Genomic DNA, 15,508 nt, shown 5'->3' with positions numbered 1-15,508 from the left:
AGCAACGAGGATGCGCACACGATAGCGCGATTGTCGTGGCGATGGGCGGTCCTGGCCGGACCGGCTACCGCGACGGAAGCCGCAAGTCCGCGCCGCGCGTCGCTACTTCCCCACCTTCTCCGCCACATGCGCGATGCGGTCCCGCACGATCCCGATTGCCTGCTTCAGCGCGTAAACGTCCTGAAAGTAGCGATACGGAATCCGGATCTGGCTTGCATTCGCGTCGATGCTTTCGATGTCGTCGTTCCATTGCGCGATCTGCGCGCGGCTCGGATGGCTGTTTTTCCATACTTCGTCTTCGAGCGCTTTGATCTCGCGATACCAGACCACGAGCCGCTTTTTCATGCGCGTCTCGAGCATGCGTGGCAATGCCTGCAGGAGACCGATCAGCAGCGCCATGAACGGCAGCAGGATCAGGAGGCGGCGCTCGATCAGACTCGCGAGCCAGAACGGCAGGTAGCGGTACAGGAACGGCCGGCCTGATTTGAAATAGCGGATGCTTTCGTCGGAGAGCGGGAATTCCTGGGTCCTCAGGTTCGGAAACGTGCCGAGCGGCGTGAAGTAATCCTCGCCGCCGTGGACCGTGCGCGCCGCGTCGAGCAGCAGATACACGAGCGCCGGATGCAGCGTGTCCCTCGAAACCAGCAGCGCCGTTGCGGCGAGCAGCGTGACGTCGTGGGGCGGCAGATCGTCGGCGACGCTCGTCGATGCGCGCGGCAGGACGATTTTCGACAGCGACGGGAATTTCTGCACGAGTGCATCGGCCTGCGCAAAGCTCATCAGCTTCAGATTGCTGGTGAGCAGCGTGCGCTGCATCTCGGCATCGGGTCTGCCGATAAAGAACGCCGCGTCGACCTGACCGCTTTCGAGCCCCTGGTACGCGGCGTTCGCATCCATTTGCAGCAGCGTCGAGTTCTGGCTCGTGATGCCGCTATAGCCGAGCAATACCTGCGAGACGTTGAGCAGCCCGCTACCGGGCACGCCCAACGAAATGCGCTTGCCGCGCAGTTCCGAGAGCCGGTCGATTGTCGTGTCGCCGCGATAGAACACCCAGATCGGTTCGTACGACACGGCGGCGATCGTTTGCAGGTTGTCGGTTTCTTTCGGATTGGTCGTGCCCGACTGGATGAAGCCGACTTCGTAAGCGCTGTTCGGGTCTGTCAGCCGCTCGTAATTTTCGACCGAGCCTGACGAGCTGCGAATGTCGAGCTTGATGCCTTCGTGCTTCAGGAGCGGCGCATAGCGATCGGCAAAGCCGCGATAAATGCCGTTGTCCGCGCCGGTCGTGATGACGATCGTGCGCTGGAACGCGGGCTGAAGCACGCTCGCGAGAATCCATCCGAACGCGGCGAGCAGCACGATCGCGGCGGCGATCAGAAGGCGCCGGCGCCTGCGCGACATGGGCGTGTGCTGGCTGCGGTGAAGCGCGGGATTATGTCTGGGCATCGTTACCCGTCTCTGGTCGGATTCGCCCCTGGTGCGCTACGGGCGGGACTCGGATTTTGGTCCCGTAACTTTACGATATTGGAACGTTTTATTCGATGGTGGGTGCTATGCGGGTGGGGGGTGCGGGTTGGCCTTACTGAGGTGGAATCATTTCCCTGGTTGTAACGGCAATTGGATTTTGGTCACATATTGCGCGGCCAGCGAAACGCTGCTTCGTTTTCGATTGCGTCCGTATCCCATCGTCCCCGGTGCATCGCGAGGAGCAGCATGCCAAGGGTAAGAGGATGCTCCGATTCGTGCCTTTTTCCCGTCAAGACAAACCTTCGAATAGCTTGTCGACGAATTCAATCGCGTCCATACCGGACACGCGTAAATTCTCTTCCACGCGAGTTAGCGGCGTAAGAGAGAGCTCCTTGCCGAATAGTGAGCGACCGATTTCCGCGTAAGTGAACGCCTTTAGCTGCTTCCACAGATCGTAATCGTCGGTCATAGCCGATCCTCCGGCTTAACCATTGACCATGCTCAATAAGACAACTCGGAAAGCGAGGCTGGACGCGTGCCCGTATCAGATCGTTTTCTTAGGGAGCAACTACGCCAGATCCCCCGCTTCGCTCGTCAAATCCCGCGCAATAAACTCAACAAACGCCCGAATACGATTCGACATCTGATGCCGCGGCGAATACACCGCAAAGATGTCGGCGTTCGGCGTGTCGTGATCGGGCAGCAACTGAACCAATGAGCCGTCCGCGAGGTACTGCCTGATGTCCCACTCGGCGCGCATCAGGATGCCGTGTCCTTCCAGCGCCCACTTCACGGCGATCTCGCCGTCGTTGGTGGTCAGCGTGCCTTTGATGCGCACCGCTTCCGTCTTGCGCGCGGCGCCGCGTCCCGAGGTCAGACGCCACACGCCGTACGCCTCGTCCCCCTGACGGATGCCGATGCAGTTGTGGCGCGTCAGATCGTGCGCGGTGAGCGGCATGCCATGCGCTGCGATGTACGACGGCGCCGCGCACAGCAGACGCCGGTTCGGCGCGAGCCGGCGCGCGACCACGCGCGTGTCGGGCGGCTCGCCGAAGCGGATGCAGACGTCGTAGGTGTCGTCGGTGAGCGGCGGGGGCGTCACCGAAAGCTGCAACTGCACCGACACCTGCGGATACCTCGCGACGAAGCGCGAAATCGCGGGGCCGACGTGGCTGCGTCCGAAGCCGAGCGTCGCGTTTACGCGCAGCAGACCCTTCGGGGTCTTCTTCGCCGCGCCGAGCAATTCGGCCAGTTCATCGATTTCGTCGAGAATCCGCCGCGCGTGCGCGAGGTATAGCTCGCCTTCGGGCGTCAGCATCATGCGGCGCGTGGTGCGGTTCACCAGCGCGACGCCCGCGCGCTGCTCCATCTGCGTGAGACGCTTGCTGATCGCGGCGGCGGTCAGCCCCAGCTCGCGCGCGGCCGCGCTCAGGCTGCTGCTCGCGGCGAGCGTCGAGAAAAAGCTCAGATCCGACGGCTGGACGGTATCGCTCATCGCCTTGTCAGCGCCTTTTCACTTGTGAATTGAAGTTAAAGATGCTTTGAGTTTAGCACCGGTTTTTACCTGCGGGGCGGAGCTAAAGTTCACTTACACCCTTCACAACGCAAAGGACGGAGACATGAAAACCTATCGCATCGCAACCATCCCCGGCGACGGCATCGGCAAGGAGGTCGTGCCCGCCGGCGCGCAGGTGCTCGAGGCGCTGGCGAAGAGCACGCGCGCATTCGCGTTCGAGTTCGAAAACTTCGACTGGGGCGGCGACTACTATCGCCAGCACGGCGTGATGATGCCGGCGGACGGACTCGACTCGATCCGCGACAAGGACGCGATCCTGTTCGGCTCGGCGGGCGACAAGGACATTCCCGATCACGTCACGCTGTGGGGGCTGCGGCTGAAGATCTGTCAGGGCCTCGACCAGTACGCGAACGTGCGACCGACGCGCATCCTGCCCGGCATCGACGCGCCGCTGAAGTACTGCAAGCCCGAGGATCTGGACTGGGTCATCGTCCGCGAAAACTCGGAGGGGGAGTATTCGGGCGTCGGCGGCCGCGTGCATCAGGGCCATCCGATCGAAGCCGCGACCGACGTGTCGATTCTCACGCGCGCCGGTGTCGAGCGCATCATGCGCTTCGCGTTCCGCCTCGCGCAGTCGCGTCCGCGCAAGCTGCTGACCGTCATTACCAAGAGCAACGCGCAGCGTCACGCGATGGTGATGTGGGACGAGATCGCGCTGGAGATCTCGAAGGAGTTTCCGGACGTCACGTGGGACAAGGAACTCGTCGACGCGGCGACCGCGCGCATGGTCAACCGTCCCGCGACGCTCGACACGATCGTCGCCACCAACCTGCACGCCGACATTCTGAGCGATCTCGCCGCCGCGCTCGCGGGCAGCCTCGGCATCGCGCCGACCGGCAACATCGATCCGGAGCGCCGCTATCCGTCGATGTTCGAACCGATTCACGGCTCCGCGTTCGACATCATGGGCAAGGGCCTCGCGAATCCGGTCGGCACGTTCTGGTCGGTCGTGATGCTGCTCGAACACCTCGGCGAATCCGACGCCGCGCGCCGTGTGATGCAGGCAATCGAAGCGGTCACCGCGAACAGGTCGCTGCACACACGCGATCTCGGCGGCACGGCTACGACCGCGCAGGTGACGGCGGCGGTTTGCGCGTTCATCGAACAGGCGGGGACGCCCGCGGCGAACGCGGCCTGAGCAATCGGCTCGGGGTGAACCGGGCGGGAACCCGGCGCAATTCAGGCGCAATTCAGGCACGCGGTCTACGCGCCGGCCACGGTGTGGCCGGCACACAACCATCACTCGACTAACGCGGCCCGACGTCGGCCCGCGCGGCTCGCGCGCGGCCCAATGCCGCGCGCCGCAGGAGGAGACAATGATTTCCGGACTCGAAAACCGGGTGTCCCGCAAGCTGATGCTGCGGATCATCCCGTTCGTCATGCTGCTGTACTTCGTGAGCTTTCTCGATCGCGTGAATGTGGGCTTCGCGGCGCTGTCGATGAACAAGGCGATCGGTCTTTCGCCGACCGCGTTCGGACTCGGCGGCGGGCTCTTTTTCATCGGCTACTTCCTGTTCGAAGTGCCGTCGAACCTGATTCTTCACAAGGTCGGCGCGCGCCGCTGGATTGCGCGCGTGATGGTGTCGTGGGGGCTCGTGTCGCTCGCGTCCGCGTTCGTGGTCGGACCGACGAGCTTCTACGCGCTGCGCTTCATTCTCGGCGTGGCGGAGGCGGGCTTCTTTCCGGGCATCATCCTTTACCTGAGCCTGTGGTTTCCGACGCGTCAGCGCGCGGTCGCGGCGGCGTGGTTCATGGCCGCCGCGCCGATCTCCACCGCGATCGGCTCGCCGATTTCAGGCGCGATCATGAAGCTGCCGCCGATCGCCGGGCTCGCCGACTGGCAAATGCTCTATGTGCTCGAAGCATTGCCCGCGATCATTCTCGGCTTCTGCGTGCTCAGGTACCTGACCGATAAGCCCGCGCAGGCACAGTGGCTGCAGCCGGAAGAACGCGACTGGCTGATCGCGAAGCTGAAGCTCGAAGCCGAGGCGCGGCATGCGCATGCGGGCCACACGGCCGGCGCGCTCGGCGCGTTGCGCGATCCACGCGTGCTTGCGCTTGCGTTGATCTACTTCGGTACGTCGGCGGGGTTGTACACGCTGGGTTTGTGGGCGCCGCTGATCATCCGCCAATACGGCTTCGGCTCGTTCGAAACGGGGCTGCTGGCGGGCGTGCCGAGTGTGCTTGCGGTGATCGCGATGGTGTTGTGGGCGAAGCATTCGGATCGCAGCGGGGAACGCACGTGGCATGTCGTCATTCCTTGCGCGCTTGCGTGTGTCGGCTTCGTGTTCGCGGGTAACGCGACTACGGCGTTGATGATCGTGCTTGCGCTCGTGGTCGTGAATGTCGGGATCAGCGCGGCGAAGGCGCCGCTATGGGCGATGCCGAGTACGTTCCTGTCGGGTGCCGGCGCGGCTGCGGGCATTGCGATGATCAATTCGATTGGCAACCTGGGCGGTTTTGTCGGGCCGTTTGCGATTGGCTGGCTCAAGAATGTGACCGGTGGTTATGCCGCGGGGCTGTATGTGGTCGGCGCGACGTTGGCGGTGTCGGCGGTCGTGACGTTGCTGTTGAGCCGGCAGACGAAGACGAGGCATGCGCCGGTGACGGCAGGTGAAGGGCACGGGCGTTGAGCGCAGCTTGCCGTGAAACGGCCGCCGGTGTAGCAACCGGCGGCCGTTTTTATCGAAGCACGCTTGCGACTGTTTGCGATGGACTGCGTGAGTTACCGCATGAGTTACCGCGGCGTGCTTTCCACCTGCGTCAACGCCGCCTGACGACGATAACGCGCGAAGTACATCACGCTCAGCAGCAGGAGGAACGGCACGCCGAAAATCAGCGTCATGTGAAACTCCGGCGTGAAGTACGTCGTCACCATGATCGCCAGCATCAGACCCGCGCCGAGCAGCGTCGGCACCGGAAAGCCGGGCATGCGGAAGCGGCCCGCGGGGATGCCGTTCGCGGCGCGTCGACGGCGGAAGAAGTAGTGCGTGACGAAGATCATCATCCACGTGAACAATGCGCCGAACATCGAGATCGCCATCATGATCGTGAACGACGCGTTCGGATAGAGCACGCTCACCACCGTCGCGATCGCGATGCCCGCCGTCGACAGCAGCAGCGCGCCGAACGGCACGCCGCGTTCGTTGACTTCGCCGAGGCTGCGCGGCGCGTAGCCGGCGCGCGCGAGGCTGAACATCATGCGCGTCGTGATGTAGAGCTGGCTGTTCATCGCCGACAACGCCGCCACCAGCACGACGAAATTGATCACGCCCGCCGCGGCCGGCAGATGAACCGCGATCATCATCTTCACGAACGGGCTTTCGTCGTGACCGGCCGCGGTCCAAGGCACGATTGCGAGCATCAGCGCCATCGTGCACAGATAGAACAGCACGAGACGCACGACCGTCGAGCGGAACGCACGCGTGACGGCCTGTTCCGGATTTTCCGCTTCGCCCGCGGCCACCGCGATCATTTCGATGCTCAGGTAGCTGAAGATCGACACGATGACGGCGACCCACATGCCCCACATGCCCTTCGGAAAGAAACCGCCGTGATCGAAATAGTGATGAAAGCCCGCGACGCTCGCATCCGGGTTGCCGCCACCCGCGACGAGCGTCGGGTTCACGAACACCACGTACGAGCCGATCACGATGAATGCGACGATCGCCGTGATCTTGATGACCGAGAACCAGTACTCGACCGAACCGAATACGTCGACGCTCAATGCATTGACGAGCACCAGCACGGCCGAGAAGCCGATGATCCACATCCATCCGGGTACCGTGGGAAACCAGTACTTCATATAGAGCGCGATCGCGGTCACTTCGGTGCCGACCGCGAGCACGATGCACGCCCAATACGAGTAGCGCACCAGGAAGCCGGCCCATGGGCTCATATAGTGCTCGGCATACGCGCCGAACGAGCCCGACGTCGGATGAGCGATCGTCATCTCCGCGAGGCAGCCCATCAGCAGCAGCGAAATCAGCGCGCCGATCGCATAGCTGATCAGCACGCTCGGGCCGGCGAAGCTTATAGCGAAGCCACTGCCGAGAAAGAGCCCGGTGCCGATGGCGCCGCCGATCGCGATCATCGACATCTGACGCGCCGTCAGCGTGCGGCGAAGACCCGTTTCACGCGCGGCGATCTGTTGAAATTGTCCTTCTGAACTCATCGAATATCTCCTCCAACCTTCCTGATGCGGAGCGCGGGCCGACGCTGCTACGTCGCTTGCCCGCGCGAACGACTCCAGCCGGGCGGTCGAGGCGGCCGAAAAACCGCGGCTCGAACGACGGCATCCCACTGCGATGCGCCGGTTAGAACATGTGGCGAATGCCGGCTGCGATGCCGGTCTGATTGCTCCTGCCCGGCAGCTCGGTGTACGCGCCGCCGGTGACCTTGTTGTAGTCGACGGTGCCGTACACCTGGGTCGCCTTCGACAGCGCGTACTCGGCAACCAGCACGCCGGTGTAGCGCTTGCCGCCATTGCCGGCGATCGCGTTCACGTCGCGCATCGAGTCGTAGTAGAACGCGCCCGACACGGTGACGGCCGGCGTGACCTGATACACGACCCCGGTATAGCCGATCGACTCGCGGCGCGGGTTGGTCACGTACGAACCGGGCTGGACGTTGCGGCTCGGGTCGGTCAGGTCCTGATCGATTTCGCCCGTCGAATCCTTGCCGCCGATATAGCCGAGGAACAATTGCGCCGGTCCGACGACATAGCGCGCCGCCGCGCCCCACATCTGCTGCGAATGACTCTGCATGTCGCGCGTCTGCTGATACACGCCGCCGAGCGTGAACGGGCCGTGCGTGTACGACGAGCGCAGACCCCAGTACGCGTTTTGGCTCATGCTGCCCGCCTGGCCGCCGAAACCGTAGCTCGCGCCGACGTCGAGACCGGGGATCGTCTTGTTGTTGTCATAGCTGACAACGTTGTTCGCGTAGCCCTGCGTGAGGAAGTACGGCCAGGAGTTGGCCGTGTAGTTGCCGATCGTCAGCGGATCGAGATCGCCGAACAGGTTGAAGCCTTCAGTCGTCTGACGGCCCATCTTCACGGTGCCGAAGTTGCCAGACAGGCCGACATACGCATAGCGGCCGAACAGCAGGTTGCTGTCCAGCTTGCCGTTCTGCGGCTCGAAGCCGTTTTCGAGGCGGAAGATCGCCGACAGACCGTTGCCCAGGTCTTCCGTTCCTTTCAGGCCCCACCGGCTATTCGTGATCGCGCCGTTGGCCATCTGCACGCTGCCGTCGTTGTCGGCGTTGGCGTTCGTCGTGTAGCGGATGCTCTGATCGACGATGCCGTACAGCGTGACCGAACTCTGCGCGAATACGCCTTGAGAGATCGCGAGACCGAGCGTCGTCTGTAAGGTCAAGATTCCAAACCGGTTAATGTGTTTTTTCATGATGTATGTCTTCTGATCAGCCGGGGCCTCCGGCCTGCCGGCCGAGCGCCACGTACGCAACCAGTTCGATGCGCATGTCCGGATGCGCGAAGCCCTGCACGGCGACGCAGGCCCGGTTCGGATAGGGCGCCTGAAAGAACTTGCGGTACTCGGCATCGATGATCGGCATGTCGCGCGCGTCGGCCATGTACATCAGCACCTGCGCGACGTCCTCCATGCGCGCGCCCGCCGCCCGCACGGCGAGAGCGAGATTCGCGAACGTCAGGTGGGCCTGCTCGGCGATGTTTTTGCCGGCGATCGCGCCGGTTTTATCGACGGGGCCGTGGGCCGTGAACATCATGCCGTTCGCGTGCGTGGCCCATGAAAAGGGCTGACTGGGCTCGGGCAAGCCCACCGGGATCTGCTGGGACATAAGAACTCCTTCGATGAGCTTACTTGCGCGCTTTCAGCACGTTGCCGATCGCTTCGGCGACGTAGCCGACGTTCGCGTCGTTGAGACCGGCCATGCACGCGCGTCCCGAACGCAGCAGATACACGCTGCTCCGCTCGCGCAGCGCGTCGACTTCGTGCGGCTCGAGGCCGGTGTAGCTGAACATGCCGCGCTGCGTGACCAGGTAGTCGAAAGACATGCCGGGCACGTGCGCGTCGAGACATGCCTTGAGCGCGGCGCGCATGCGCCTGATGCGCTCGCGCATCGCGGCCACGTCCGCTTCCCACTGCCGCGCGAGCGCGGGATCGTCGAGCACCGTCGAGATCAGTTGCGAGCCGTGGAGCGGCGGGCTCGAATACATGCGGCGCACGTTCGCCTGCGCCTGACCGAACACGCGCACAGCCTCGCTTTCGTTCGGGCAGACGACCGACAGGCCGCCGCAACGCTCGCCATAGAGCGAGAAATTCTTCGAGAACGAATTGCTGACGAACAGCGACAGACCCGCATCGGTCATCGCGCGAATCGGCCACGCGTCGTCGGCGAGCTCGCCGCCGAAGCCCTGGTATGCCATGTCGAGGAACGGAATCAGGCCGCGCTTCACGCACAGTTCGGTGACGGCGTGCCATTGCTCGCGCGACAGATCGATGCCGGTCGGGTTGTGGCAGCACGGCTGCAACAGCACGACGCTGCCGGCGGCGAGACCCGACAGCGTGGCCATCATGTCGTCGAAGCGGATGCCGTTGGTCGCCGGGTCGTAATACGGGTACGTGTGAACGTCGAGGCCGGCCGCGGTGAACAGCACGCGATGGTTGTCCCATGTCGGATCGCTGACCCAGATCGCGCTGTCGGGAAAGTAGCGCTTCAGCAGTTCCGCGCCGAGGCGGATCGCGCCGGAGCCGCCGACGGTTTGCAGCGTCGCGATGCGCCGGTCGCGCAATGCCGCGCTATCGGCGCCGAAAATCAGCCGTTGCAGCGCGTGGCGGTAACTCGGCATGCCTTCCATCGGCAGATAGGTGTGCGGGGTGTCCTGAGCAGCGAGGCGGCGCTTCGCGTTGCTCACGCTCGGCAGCACCGGCAGCTTGCCGGACTCGTCGTAGTAAAGACCGATGCTCAGATTGACTTTGCGGACTTCGGGGTCGCGCTGGAAGTCCTGGAAAAGCGACAGGATCGGATCGCCCGGATAGAGGGGAATGTGTTCGAACATGGTTTCAACGCGTCAGGAAAGGAGTGGTGCGATGGGGGTCGGCGCCGTGAGGCCACACGCCGATGTCTGAAGCGCATGTTATCGACGACAAATTGAAATGTGCTTCGGTAATCGTGCTTGGCGGCGCATCAACGTGGTAGAGTCTGCGAATCTGAAAATCTATTACGAAATTTTCTTCGATATGACACTCGATCGAACGGATATGCGCATCCTTCGGCAGCTCGAGAAGGACGGACGCATCAGCAATCAGGACCTCGCGAACGCGGTTGCGCTTTCGCCGTCAGCGTGTCTGCGGCGGGTGAAGTTGCTGGAAGAGGGGGGCTATATCGAGGGCTACCGGTGCGTCATTGCGCCGAAGCGCATCGGCGTGGAATTCGAGGCGCTCGTGCATGTGTCGATGCGTCCCGATGTCGAAGACTGGCACCAGAAGTTCGTCGACGCGCTGCAGTCGTGGCCGGAAGTGGTGTCGGCGCAGGTGGTGACGGGCGCGTCGAATTACGTGTTGACGGTGCGCGCGCGCAGCCTCGATCACTTCTCCGACTTTGTCATGAATCACTTACATCGTGCGCAGGGCGTGATGTCGATCAATTCGAGCATCGTGCTCGCGACGCTGAAGCGGGATGGCTCGGTGCTGGATCTCGCGAGCAAGCCGGCCTAGTGCCGGGTTTTCGTATCGCGTTCCGGTGGCTCACGCGAAAACGTAAGACAAATAGGCTGGTGGGCGTCTATGCTGAAGTACGCGAAGCAGGGACGGTTTGCCCGAGCCGTTGCGTTTCGCATGCCCAACGTCGCACCGTGATGTCACGGAATACGGAGACGAGATGACCACGCACGACGCTTCGCAGCCGCTCGATCCCTCGGACTATGTCGCCCGGCATCTGCAGAATTTCTCGACGCCGTCGCCGGTTTCGGCCGCTGCCGCTGCGGGACATCATGCGGGGTTCTTCATGTGGACGCCGTACGCGCTCATTCTGGCGGGCGTGCTGTTTGTCGTGCTGATCTGCATTGGCGCGCTCAGGGATGGAAGCGCGCTGTTCAGCCTGGGCCGGAGCATCAGCGTCGGCCGGCGCCTGTATGTATGGTGGTCGTGTGCGTGGCGGCAATGGCTCGCGAGCACGCTGCTTTTCGTCGTTGTCGTGCTGGCGTTTCATTTCCTGGCCCCGACGACGGCGGCGCCGGTGATGAAGTTCTCGCAGGATCTGATCACACCCGATCTCGCGCGGCATTCGCCGGCGTGGTCGACTGCGATTGCCGCGATGCCGGCAATCATTGCTTTGCTGATTTATCTGCTGGTGAGCCTGCCGCTTGCAGGGTATATGGTGCGCAGCGGCCTCGCCGCGCATGCGTTGCGCGGGTCTGAGCGTTTCGGCTTCTGGAACGCGATCGTGCTAGGGCTGACGACGTATGTGTGGTCCGTGCCCGGAAGTCTCGTGATTGCCGACCTGGGGATGTCGTTGCCGGACTATGCTGCGGACGTGCTGCGGGTGATTTTTATCGTGACATGGGGGATGTATATCGTGTTGCCGCGACAGGTGAGAAGGGTTCGGAGATTGGATTTGGCGTACGGCAAATAATTGACCCTTGGAAATCCAGGGGGCATTGCTGTTATGCGAGAACGAGAAGTCCGGTTGGAATTCCCCAGGCGAGTACACCTTTGTTGAGAATGTAGCGGAGCATTTGATTTTCAGATTGTTCCTGGTACGCGGCTGCTGCCCGCGGCCTCGCCGGCGCGAATCCCGATTCGACCGGACTGCGCGTGGCCGATCCCGGAAGTCGAGCCCGTAACGAGAGCAACGGGTGCCGCGGTCGATGATGCTGTCATGAACGGAGCGAACGAATCGAGCCTGCGAACAAGGGCCGACGACACCTCATCGTTTCAATCGCCCGGCAGACGATAGGCGAACTCATAGGAATGCGCGCCATCGACGACCTCGATTTTGAATTCGCCCTCGATACCGGTCAGCTCTCCGGTTCCCGAGTCCGGCACGACGGTCACGGACAGCGACGAAGCGCCGCGATTCATCACGCCGACGTGCTGCAGCACGAACGAGCCCTCCTTGCCCGCCAGCGTGCCGCTGACCTGCTCGATCGCAACATAGCCGGCCGAGCCCTTGACGTTCGTCATCGCGCTCAGCATTTGCCCCTTCGTGGTCGCGGCGAGATCGCCGGATATCTGCTTGTCGATCGACATGCGGCCGAGTTTCGCTTCGGCGTTCGCGTTTTCGAACGGCATCGGCTGGAGCGAAACGACGAAAGTGCCTTTTGCGGTGTGTGTCATCGGAATTTCTCCTTGAACAGGACGGTGGCGAATCCACGGAAGGGGCAGCGCGGATAGTCGAGCCGAAACGGCTGCGCTGCTGAAACGTAGCACACGTTGCTGTCAGAAAGCAGTATGCGTGTCGCCGTTCATGCCGAACGCATCGGCAAACTCGCGTTTCAACCACGCGAGTCCCAGATCCTGGTCGCGGGCCGCGGCCCACATCAGCGACACCTCGTACCCCGGCACGTCGAACGGCAGCGGACTCATCGCGAGATCGAGCGTGTCGCGCCACACGCGGCCGATGAAGTCGGGCACCGTCGCAATCGCCGCCGTGCGTCGCACGATGAACGGACTGGTTGCGAAATTCGAACTGGAAAACACGACATTGCGCTTCAGGTCCTGCATTTCGAGCCGTTCGTCGATGAAGCCATGCAGGCCGGCGCTGAACGAAGTCAGGATATGGCGGTGGCGCAGGAACTCGTCCATCGACAGACGCTTGCGGCGCGTCCTGACGAGCCGCGGGTTATAGACGCTCACGAAACGCCACGAAAACAGCGGCGCGCGCCGCTGCCACGGCACGCATTCGCGGAATACGCCGACCGCGAGTTCGATCGTGCCGTCGTCGAGCATCGCGGCGGCGCGCGTCGAATCGGTGGAGCGCGCGATCACTTTCACGCCGGGTGCTTTTTCGGCGAGGCGCGTCATGATGTCCGGCATCAGCAGGACCTCGAGCGAATCGCTCAGGCCGATCCGGAAGACCCGCTGCGCGTGCGCCGGATCGAACACGGACGACTGCGTGAGCGCCTGATGCAGCGATTGCAGCAACGGCTCGATCTGGCGCGCGAGTTCGAGTGCGCGCGGCGTCGGCGCCATGCCTTGCGGCGTGCGCACGAACAGCTCGTCGCCCAACGTTTCGCGCAGGCGTTTCAGCGCGCCGCTTACCGCGGGCTGACCGAGAAAGAGCCGCTGCGCGGCGCGCGTGACACTGCGCTCTTCGAGCAGCGCGCGGAAGGTCAGCAGCAGGTTCAGGTCGAAGCGGCGAAAATCATTTTCAATGATGTTGCCCATGACATCAAACGATTTGAATGATATGCGGCCAGCGGCCATTCTAATGCAACGGCAACGCAGGAAGTCTGCCGTTCATCCACAGGAGCAATGACATGGACTGGCAAAATCAGAAGGTCGTGGTGCTGGGCGGCTCGTCGGGCGTCGGGCTCGCGACCGTGACGCGGCTCGCGGCGGCCGGCGCGAGCGTCGTGGCGGTAGGCCGCGACCGCGTCAAGCTGGACAACGCGCTGAGCCGCATGAGCGGACAGGTGACGGGCGAAGCGCTCGACTGCACCGATCGCGCCGCGCTCGAACGCTTCTTCGGCGGCCTCGGCCGCATCGATCATCTGGTGATGACGCTCTCCGGCGGGGAAGGCGCCGGGCCATTCGCCGAGCTCGATCTGGCGGCGCTGCGGCGCGGTTTCGAGGCCAAGTTCTGGCCGCAACTCGAAGCGGCGCAGGCCGCGCTGCCCGCGCTGCGCCGCGACGGCAGCCTGACGTTTCTGACCGCGATATCGGCGCGCATCGCGAACCCCGGCACGGCGGGGTTGGGTGCGATCAACGGCGCGCTCGAAAGCATGATCGGCACGCTCGCGCGCGAACTTGCGCCGTTGCGCGTCAACGCGGTTTCGCCGGGCGTCGTCGATACGCCGTGGTGGGACAGATTCCCCGCCGGCGTGAAGACCGAGCTGTTTCGTCAGCAAGCCGATACGTTGCCGGTGCGGCGCGTCGGGCAGGCCGACGACGTGGCGCACGCGCTGCAGTTTCTGCTGGAGAACGGCTTCATGACGGGCGCGGTGATCGAATGCGACGGGGGTTTGCGGCTGCTATGAAGCTGAAGCGCGGCGCACGCTTACGCGGCCTCGCCGCTTGCGCGCGCCACGCCGGCGGATTGCGCCTGCGCGAGATGACGCAGCAGCTTCGTCACCATCACGACAACGACGAACGCGACGGCCACGAAGAACAACGCGAGCGGCGCGAGGATCTGCACCGACACGAAGCCGGCCAGGCCCATCATCGCCGACGACACGAGCAGCAGCGCGCAGCCGAGAATCGCGCTCGTCAGACCCGCGATGTGCGGGAACAGCGAATTGCCCTTGGCCATCAGCGTCGGATACATCGCGCCCGCGCAGAAGCCCATCACCAGCACGGGCGTCGCGAGCGTCCACACGCGCAGGCCGACCGTCAACGCAAGCAGCAGCATCACCACCGATGAAGCCGCCATCAGCCGCGCGCCGATGCGCAGCCGCTGCTCGGCGGTCGGCAGACGCGGACCGTGCAAACGGTTCGACAGACCACCGAGGAAATACATCATGCCGATGCCGAGCGCGAGGTAGCCGAAGAAGGTCGGCGGCTTGTGCAGCGTGTTCTGCACCATGAACGGCCCGATGATGTTGAACACGAGCAGGATGCTGTAGCACAGGCCCTGCGCGAGGAAGCAGCTCTGGAACACCGGGCTCGAGAGCACCTTGCGCGCGTTCGCGATCAGCGTGCGCGGCTCGAGATGCACCGGCTTCGGCAACGTCTCGCGATAGCGCCACAGCAGCGCCCACATCACCAGCGAGTAAATCAGCAGGAACACGAGGCAGGCGCGCCAGCCGAACAGGGTTTGCAGATGCGCGCCGATCACCGGCGCGATGATCGGCGCGAGCCCCCATGCGATCGACATGTACGTGAACGCGTGCATCAGCGCGTGGCCGGTGAACGTGTCGGTGATGATCGCCTTCGAAAGCAGGTTGGTGGTCGCGATGCCGAAGCCTTGCAGCGCGCGGGCGAGGATGAACGTCTCCAGATTCGGCGCGGCCAGCGACAGCAGGCAGCCGATCGTGAAGACGACGAGGCCGAACGCGAGCACGCGCTTGCGGCCGTATGCGTCGGCGATCGGACCGAAGATCAGCTGGCCGAACGCGTAGGCGGCCATGTAGCCGGTGACGCTCGTCTGGATCGCCTGCGGCGAGGTGGCGAAGTAACGCGCCATCGCGGGCAGCGCGGGCACATAGATGTCGATGGCGAGCTGCCCGGCGGAAGCGAACAGGCAGATCAGGAACAGCAGGAAGCGCGGCGAGTTCGGGGCGGAGGCGGAAGGAGCGGCGTGGTCGGCGGTAGCGTGGGTCATGAC

15 protein-coding genes are annotated in these 15,508 nt (G+C 63.7%); 5 read left to right on the top strand and 10 right to left on the bottom strand.

The genetic code is table 11. The features are described from left to right. Positions 1-102: 102 nt before the first annotated feature. The 3 genes from QM685_RS07630 to QM685_RS07620 all read right to left on the bottom strand — a co-directional run bounded on the left by QM685_RS07630 (position 103) and on the right by QM685_RS07620 (position 2,962). The gene (locus QM685_RS07630) at positions 103-1,401 is read right to left on the bottom strand and encodes a TAXI family TRAP transporter solute-binding subunit (protein ID WP_415114370.1); all 1,299 of its coding nucleotides are present in this window, start codon (positions 1,399-1,401) and stop codon (positions 103-105) included. Positions 1,402-1,756: 355 nt separating this feature from the next. Continuing rightward, on the bottom strand, positions 1,757-1,936 hold the full coding sequence (locus tag QM685_RS07625) for a hypothetical protein (protein ID WP_415114368.1): 180 nt from the start codon (positions 1,934-1,936) through the stop codon (positions 1,757-1,759). 99 nt (positions 1,937-2,035) lie between these two features. Beyond that, positions 2,036-2,962, bottom strand: a complete 927-nt coding sequence (locus QM685_RS07620) for a LysR substrate-binding domain-containing protein (RefSeq protein WP_415114366.1) — start codon at positions 2,960-2,962, stop codon at positions 2,036-2,038. Positions 2,963-3,086: 124 nt separating this feature from the next. Here QM685_RS07620 and QM685_RS07615 point away from each other — a divergent pair, with 124 nt between their 5' ends. Continuing rightward, complete coding sequence (locus QM685_RS07615; RefSeq protein ID WP_415114364.1) at positions 3,087-4,181, top strand: tartrate dehydrogenase; 1,095 nt, start codon at positions 3,087-3,089, stop codon at positions 4,179-4,181. Between the two features lie 178 nt (positions 4,182-4,359). Next, a complete protein-coding gene (locus tag QM685_RS07610; protein ID WP_415114362.1) occupies positions 4,360-5,676 on the top strand; it encodes an MFS transporter in 1,317 nt (438 codons plus the stop codon). Between the two features lie 104 nt (positions 5,677-5,780). Here QM685_RS07610 and QM685_RS07605 read toward each other — a convergent pair whose 3' ends face one another. From QM685_RS07605 to QM685_RS07590, 4 genes are all read right to left on the bottom strand, one after another. Further along, positions 5,781-7,217, bottom strand: coding sequence for an amino acid permease (locus QM685_RS07605; RefSeq protein WP_415114360.1), 1,437 nt, complete (start codon positions 7,215-7,217; stop codon positions 5,781-5,783). 142 nt (positions 7,218-7,359) lie between these two features. Further along, complete coding sequence (locus QM685_RS07600; protein WP_415114717.1) at positions 7,360-8,436, bottom strand: porin; 1,077 nt, start codon at positions 8,434-8,436, stop codon at positions 7,360-7,362. A gap of 28 nt (positions 8,437-8,464) precedes the next feature. Next, the gene (locus QM685_RS07595; protein WP_415114358.1) at positions 8,465-8,860 is read right to left on the bottom strand and encodes a RidA family protein; all 396 of its coding nucleotides are present in this window, start codon (positions 8,858-8,860) and stop codon (positions 8,465-8,467) included. A 19-nt stretch (positions 8,861-8,879) separates the two neighbouring features. Next, entirely contained in the window at positions 8,880-10,082 is a 1,203-nt protein-coding gene (locus QM685_RS07590) for an amino acid aminotransferase (RefSeq protein ID WP_415114356.1), read from the bottom strand. A 181-nt stretch (positions 10,083-10,263) separates the two neighbouring features. On the opposite strand from QM685_RS07590, the gene QM685_RS07585 reads away from it, so the two are divergent. Continuing rightward, on the top strand, positions 10,264-10,740 hold the full coding sequence (locus QM685_RS07585) for an Lrp/AsnC family transcriptional regulator (RefSeq protein WP_415114354.1): 477 nt from the start codon (positions 10,264-10,266) through the stop codon (positions 10,738-10,740). Positions 10,741-10,903: 163 nt separating this feature from the next. Beyond that, positions 10,904-11,656, top strand: a complete 753-nt coding sequence (locus QM685_RS07580) for a hypothetical protein (RefSeq protein WP_415114352.1) — start codon at positions 10,904-10,906, stop codon at positions 11,654-11,656. A gap of 302 nt (positions 11,657-11,958) precedes the next feature. Here QM685_RS07580 and QM685_RS07575 read toward each other — a convergent pair whose 3' ends face one another. Together QM685_RS07575 and QM685_RS07570 are read right to left on the bottom strand one after the other, a co-directional pair. Further along, the gene (locus QM685_RS07575) at positions 11,959-12,360 is read right to left on the bottom strand and encodes a DUF3224 domain-containing protein (RefSeq protein ID WP_415114350.1); all 402 of its coding nucleotides are present in this window, start codon (positions 12,358-12,360) and stop codon (positions 11,959-11,961) included. Between the two features lie 102 nt (positions 12,361-12,462). Then, a complete protein-coding gene (locus QM685_RS07570) occupies positions 12,463-13,410 on the bottom strand; it encodes a LysR family transcriptional regulator (protein ID WP_415114348.1) in 948 nt (315 codons plus the stop codon). A gap of 92 nt (positions 13,411-13,502) precedes the next feature. Here QM685_RS07570 and QM685_RS07565 point away from each other — a divergent pair, with 92 nt between their 5' ends. Beyond that, positions 13,503-14,222, top strand: a complete 720-nt coding sequence (locus tag QM685_RS07565) for an SDR family oxidoreductase (RefSeq protein ID WP_415114346.1) — start codon at positions 13,503-13,505, stop codon at positions 14,220-14,222. 20 nt (positions 14,223-14,242) lie between these two features. Here the strand turns inward: QM685_RS07565 and QM685_RS07560 are convergent, their stop codons facing one another. Then, positions 14,243-15,505 carry a multidrug effflux MFS transporter gene (locus QM685_RS07560; protein ID WP_415114344.1) on the bottom strand — a complete coding sequence of 421 codons (1,263 nt, stop codon included), beginning with the start codon at positions 15,503-15,505 and terminating at the stop codon, positions 14,243-14,245. Positions 15,506-15,508: the final 3 nt, after the last annotated feature.

Origin of the sequence: Paraburkholderia sp. (assembly GCF_047605525.1) — a bacterium.
Classification (GTDB): Bacteria; Pseudomonadota; Gammaproteobacteria; order Burkholderiales; family Burkholderiaceae; genus Paraburkholderia.
This window is presented reverse-complemented; position numbering and strand designations above follow the sequence as displayed.

Bases quoted from the DNA above. Each gene is read 5' to 3' on its own strand.
- QM685_RS07630 (WP_415114370.1), bottom strand. From the start codon at position 1,401: ATGTCGCGCAGGCGCCGGCGCCTTCTGATCGCCGCCGCGATCGTGCTG.
- QM685_RS07625 (WP_415114368.1), bottom strand. From the start codon at position 1,936: ATGACCGACGATTACGATCTGTGGAAGCAGCTAAAGGCGTTCACTTAC.
- QM685_RS07620 (WP_415114366.1), bottom strand. From the start codon at position 2,962: ATGAGCGATACCGTCCAGCCGTCGGATCTGAGCTTTTTCTCGACGCTC.
- QM685_RS07615 (WP_415114364.1), top strand. From the start codon at position 3,087: ATGAAAACCTATCGCATCGCAACCATCCCCGGCGACGGCATCGGCAAG.
- QM685_RS07610 (WP_415114362.1), top strand. From the start codon at position 4,360: ATGATTTCCGGACTCGAAAACCGGGTGTCCCGCAAGCTGATGCTGCGG.
- QM685_RS07605 (WP_415114360.1), bottom strand. From the start codon at position 7,217: ATGAGTTCAGAAGGACAATTTCAACAGATCGCCGCGCGTGAAACGGGT.
- QM685_RS07595 (WP_415114358.1), bottom strand. From the start codon at position 8,860: ATGTCCCAGCAGATCCCGGTGGGCTTGCCCGAGCCCAGTCAGCCCTTT.
- QM685_RS07590 (WP_415114356.1), bottom strand. From the start codon at position 10,082: ATGTTCGAACACATTCCCCTCTATCCGGGCGATCCGATCCTGTCGCTT.
- QM685_RS07585 (WP_415114354.1), top strand. From the start codon at position 10,264: ATGACACTCGATCGAACGGATATGCGCATCCTTCGGCAGCTCGAGAAG.
- QM685_RS07580 (WP_415114352.1), top strand. From the start codon at position 10,904: ATGACCACGCACGACGCTTCGCAGCCGCTCGATCCCTCGGACTATGTC.
- QM685_RS07575 (WP_415114350.1), bottom strand. From the start codon at position 12,360: ATGACACACACCGCAAAAGGCACTTTCGTCGTTTCGCTCCAGCCGATG.
- QM685_RS07570 (WP_415114348.1), bottom strand. From the start codon at position 13,410: ATGGGCAACATCATTGAAAATGATTTTCGCCGCTTCGACCTGAACCTG.
- QM685_RS07565 (WP_415114346.1), top strand. From the start codon at position 13,503: ATGGACTGGCAAAATCAGAAGGTCGTGGTGCTGGGCGGCTCGTCGGGC.
- QM685_RS07560 (WP_415114344.1), bottom strand. From the start codon at position 15,505: ATGACCCACGCTACCGCCGACCACGCCGCTCCTTCCGCCTCCGCCCCG.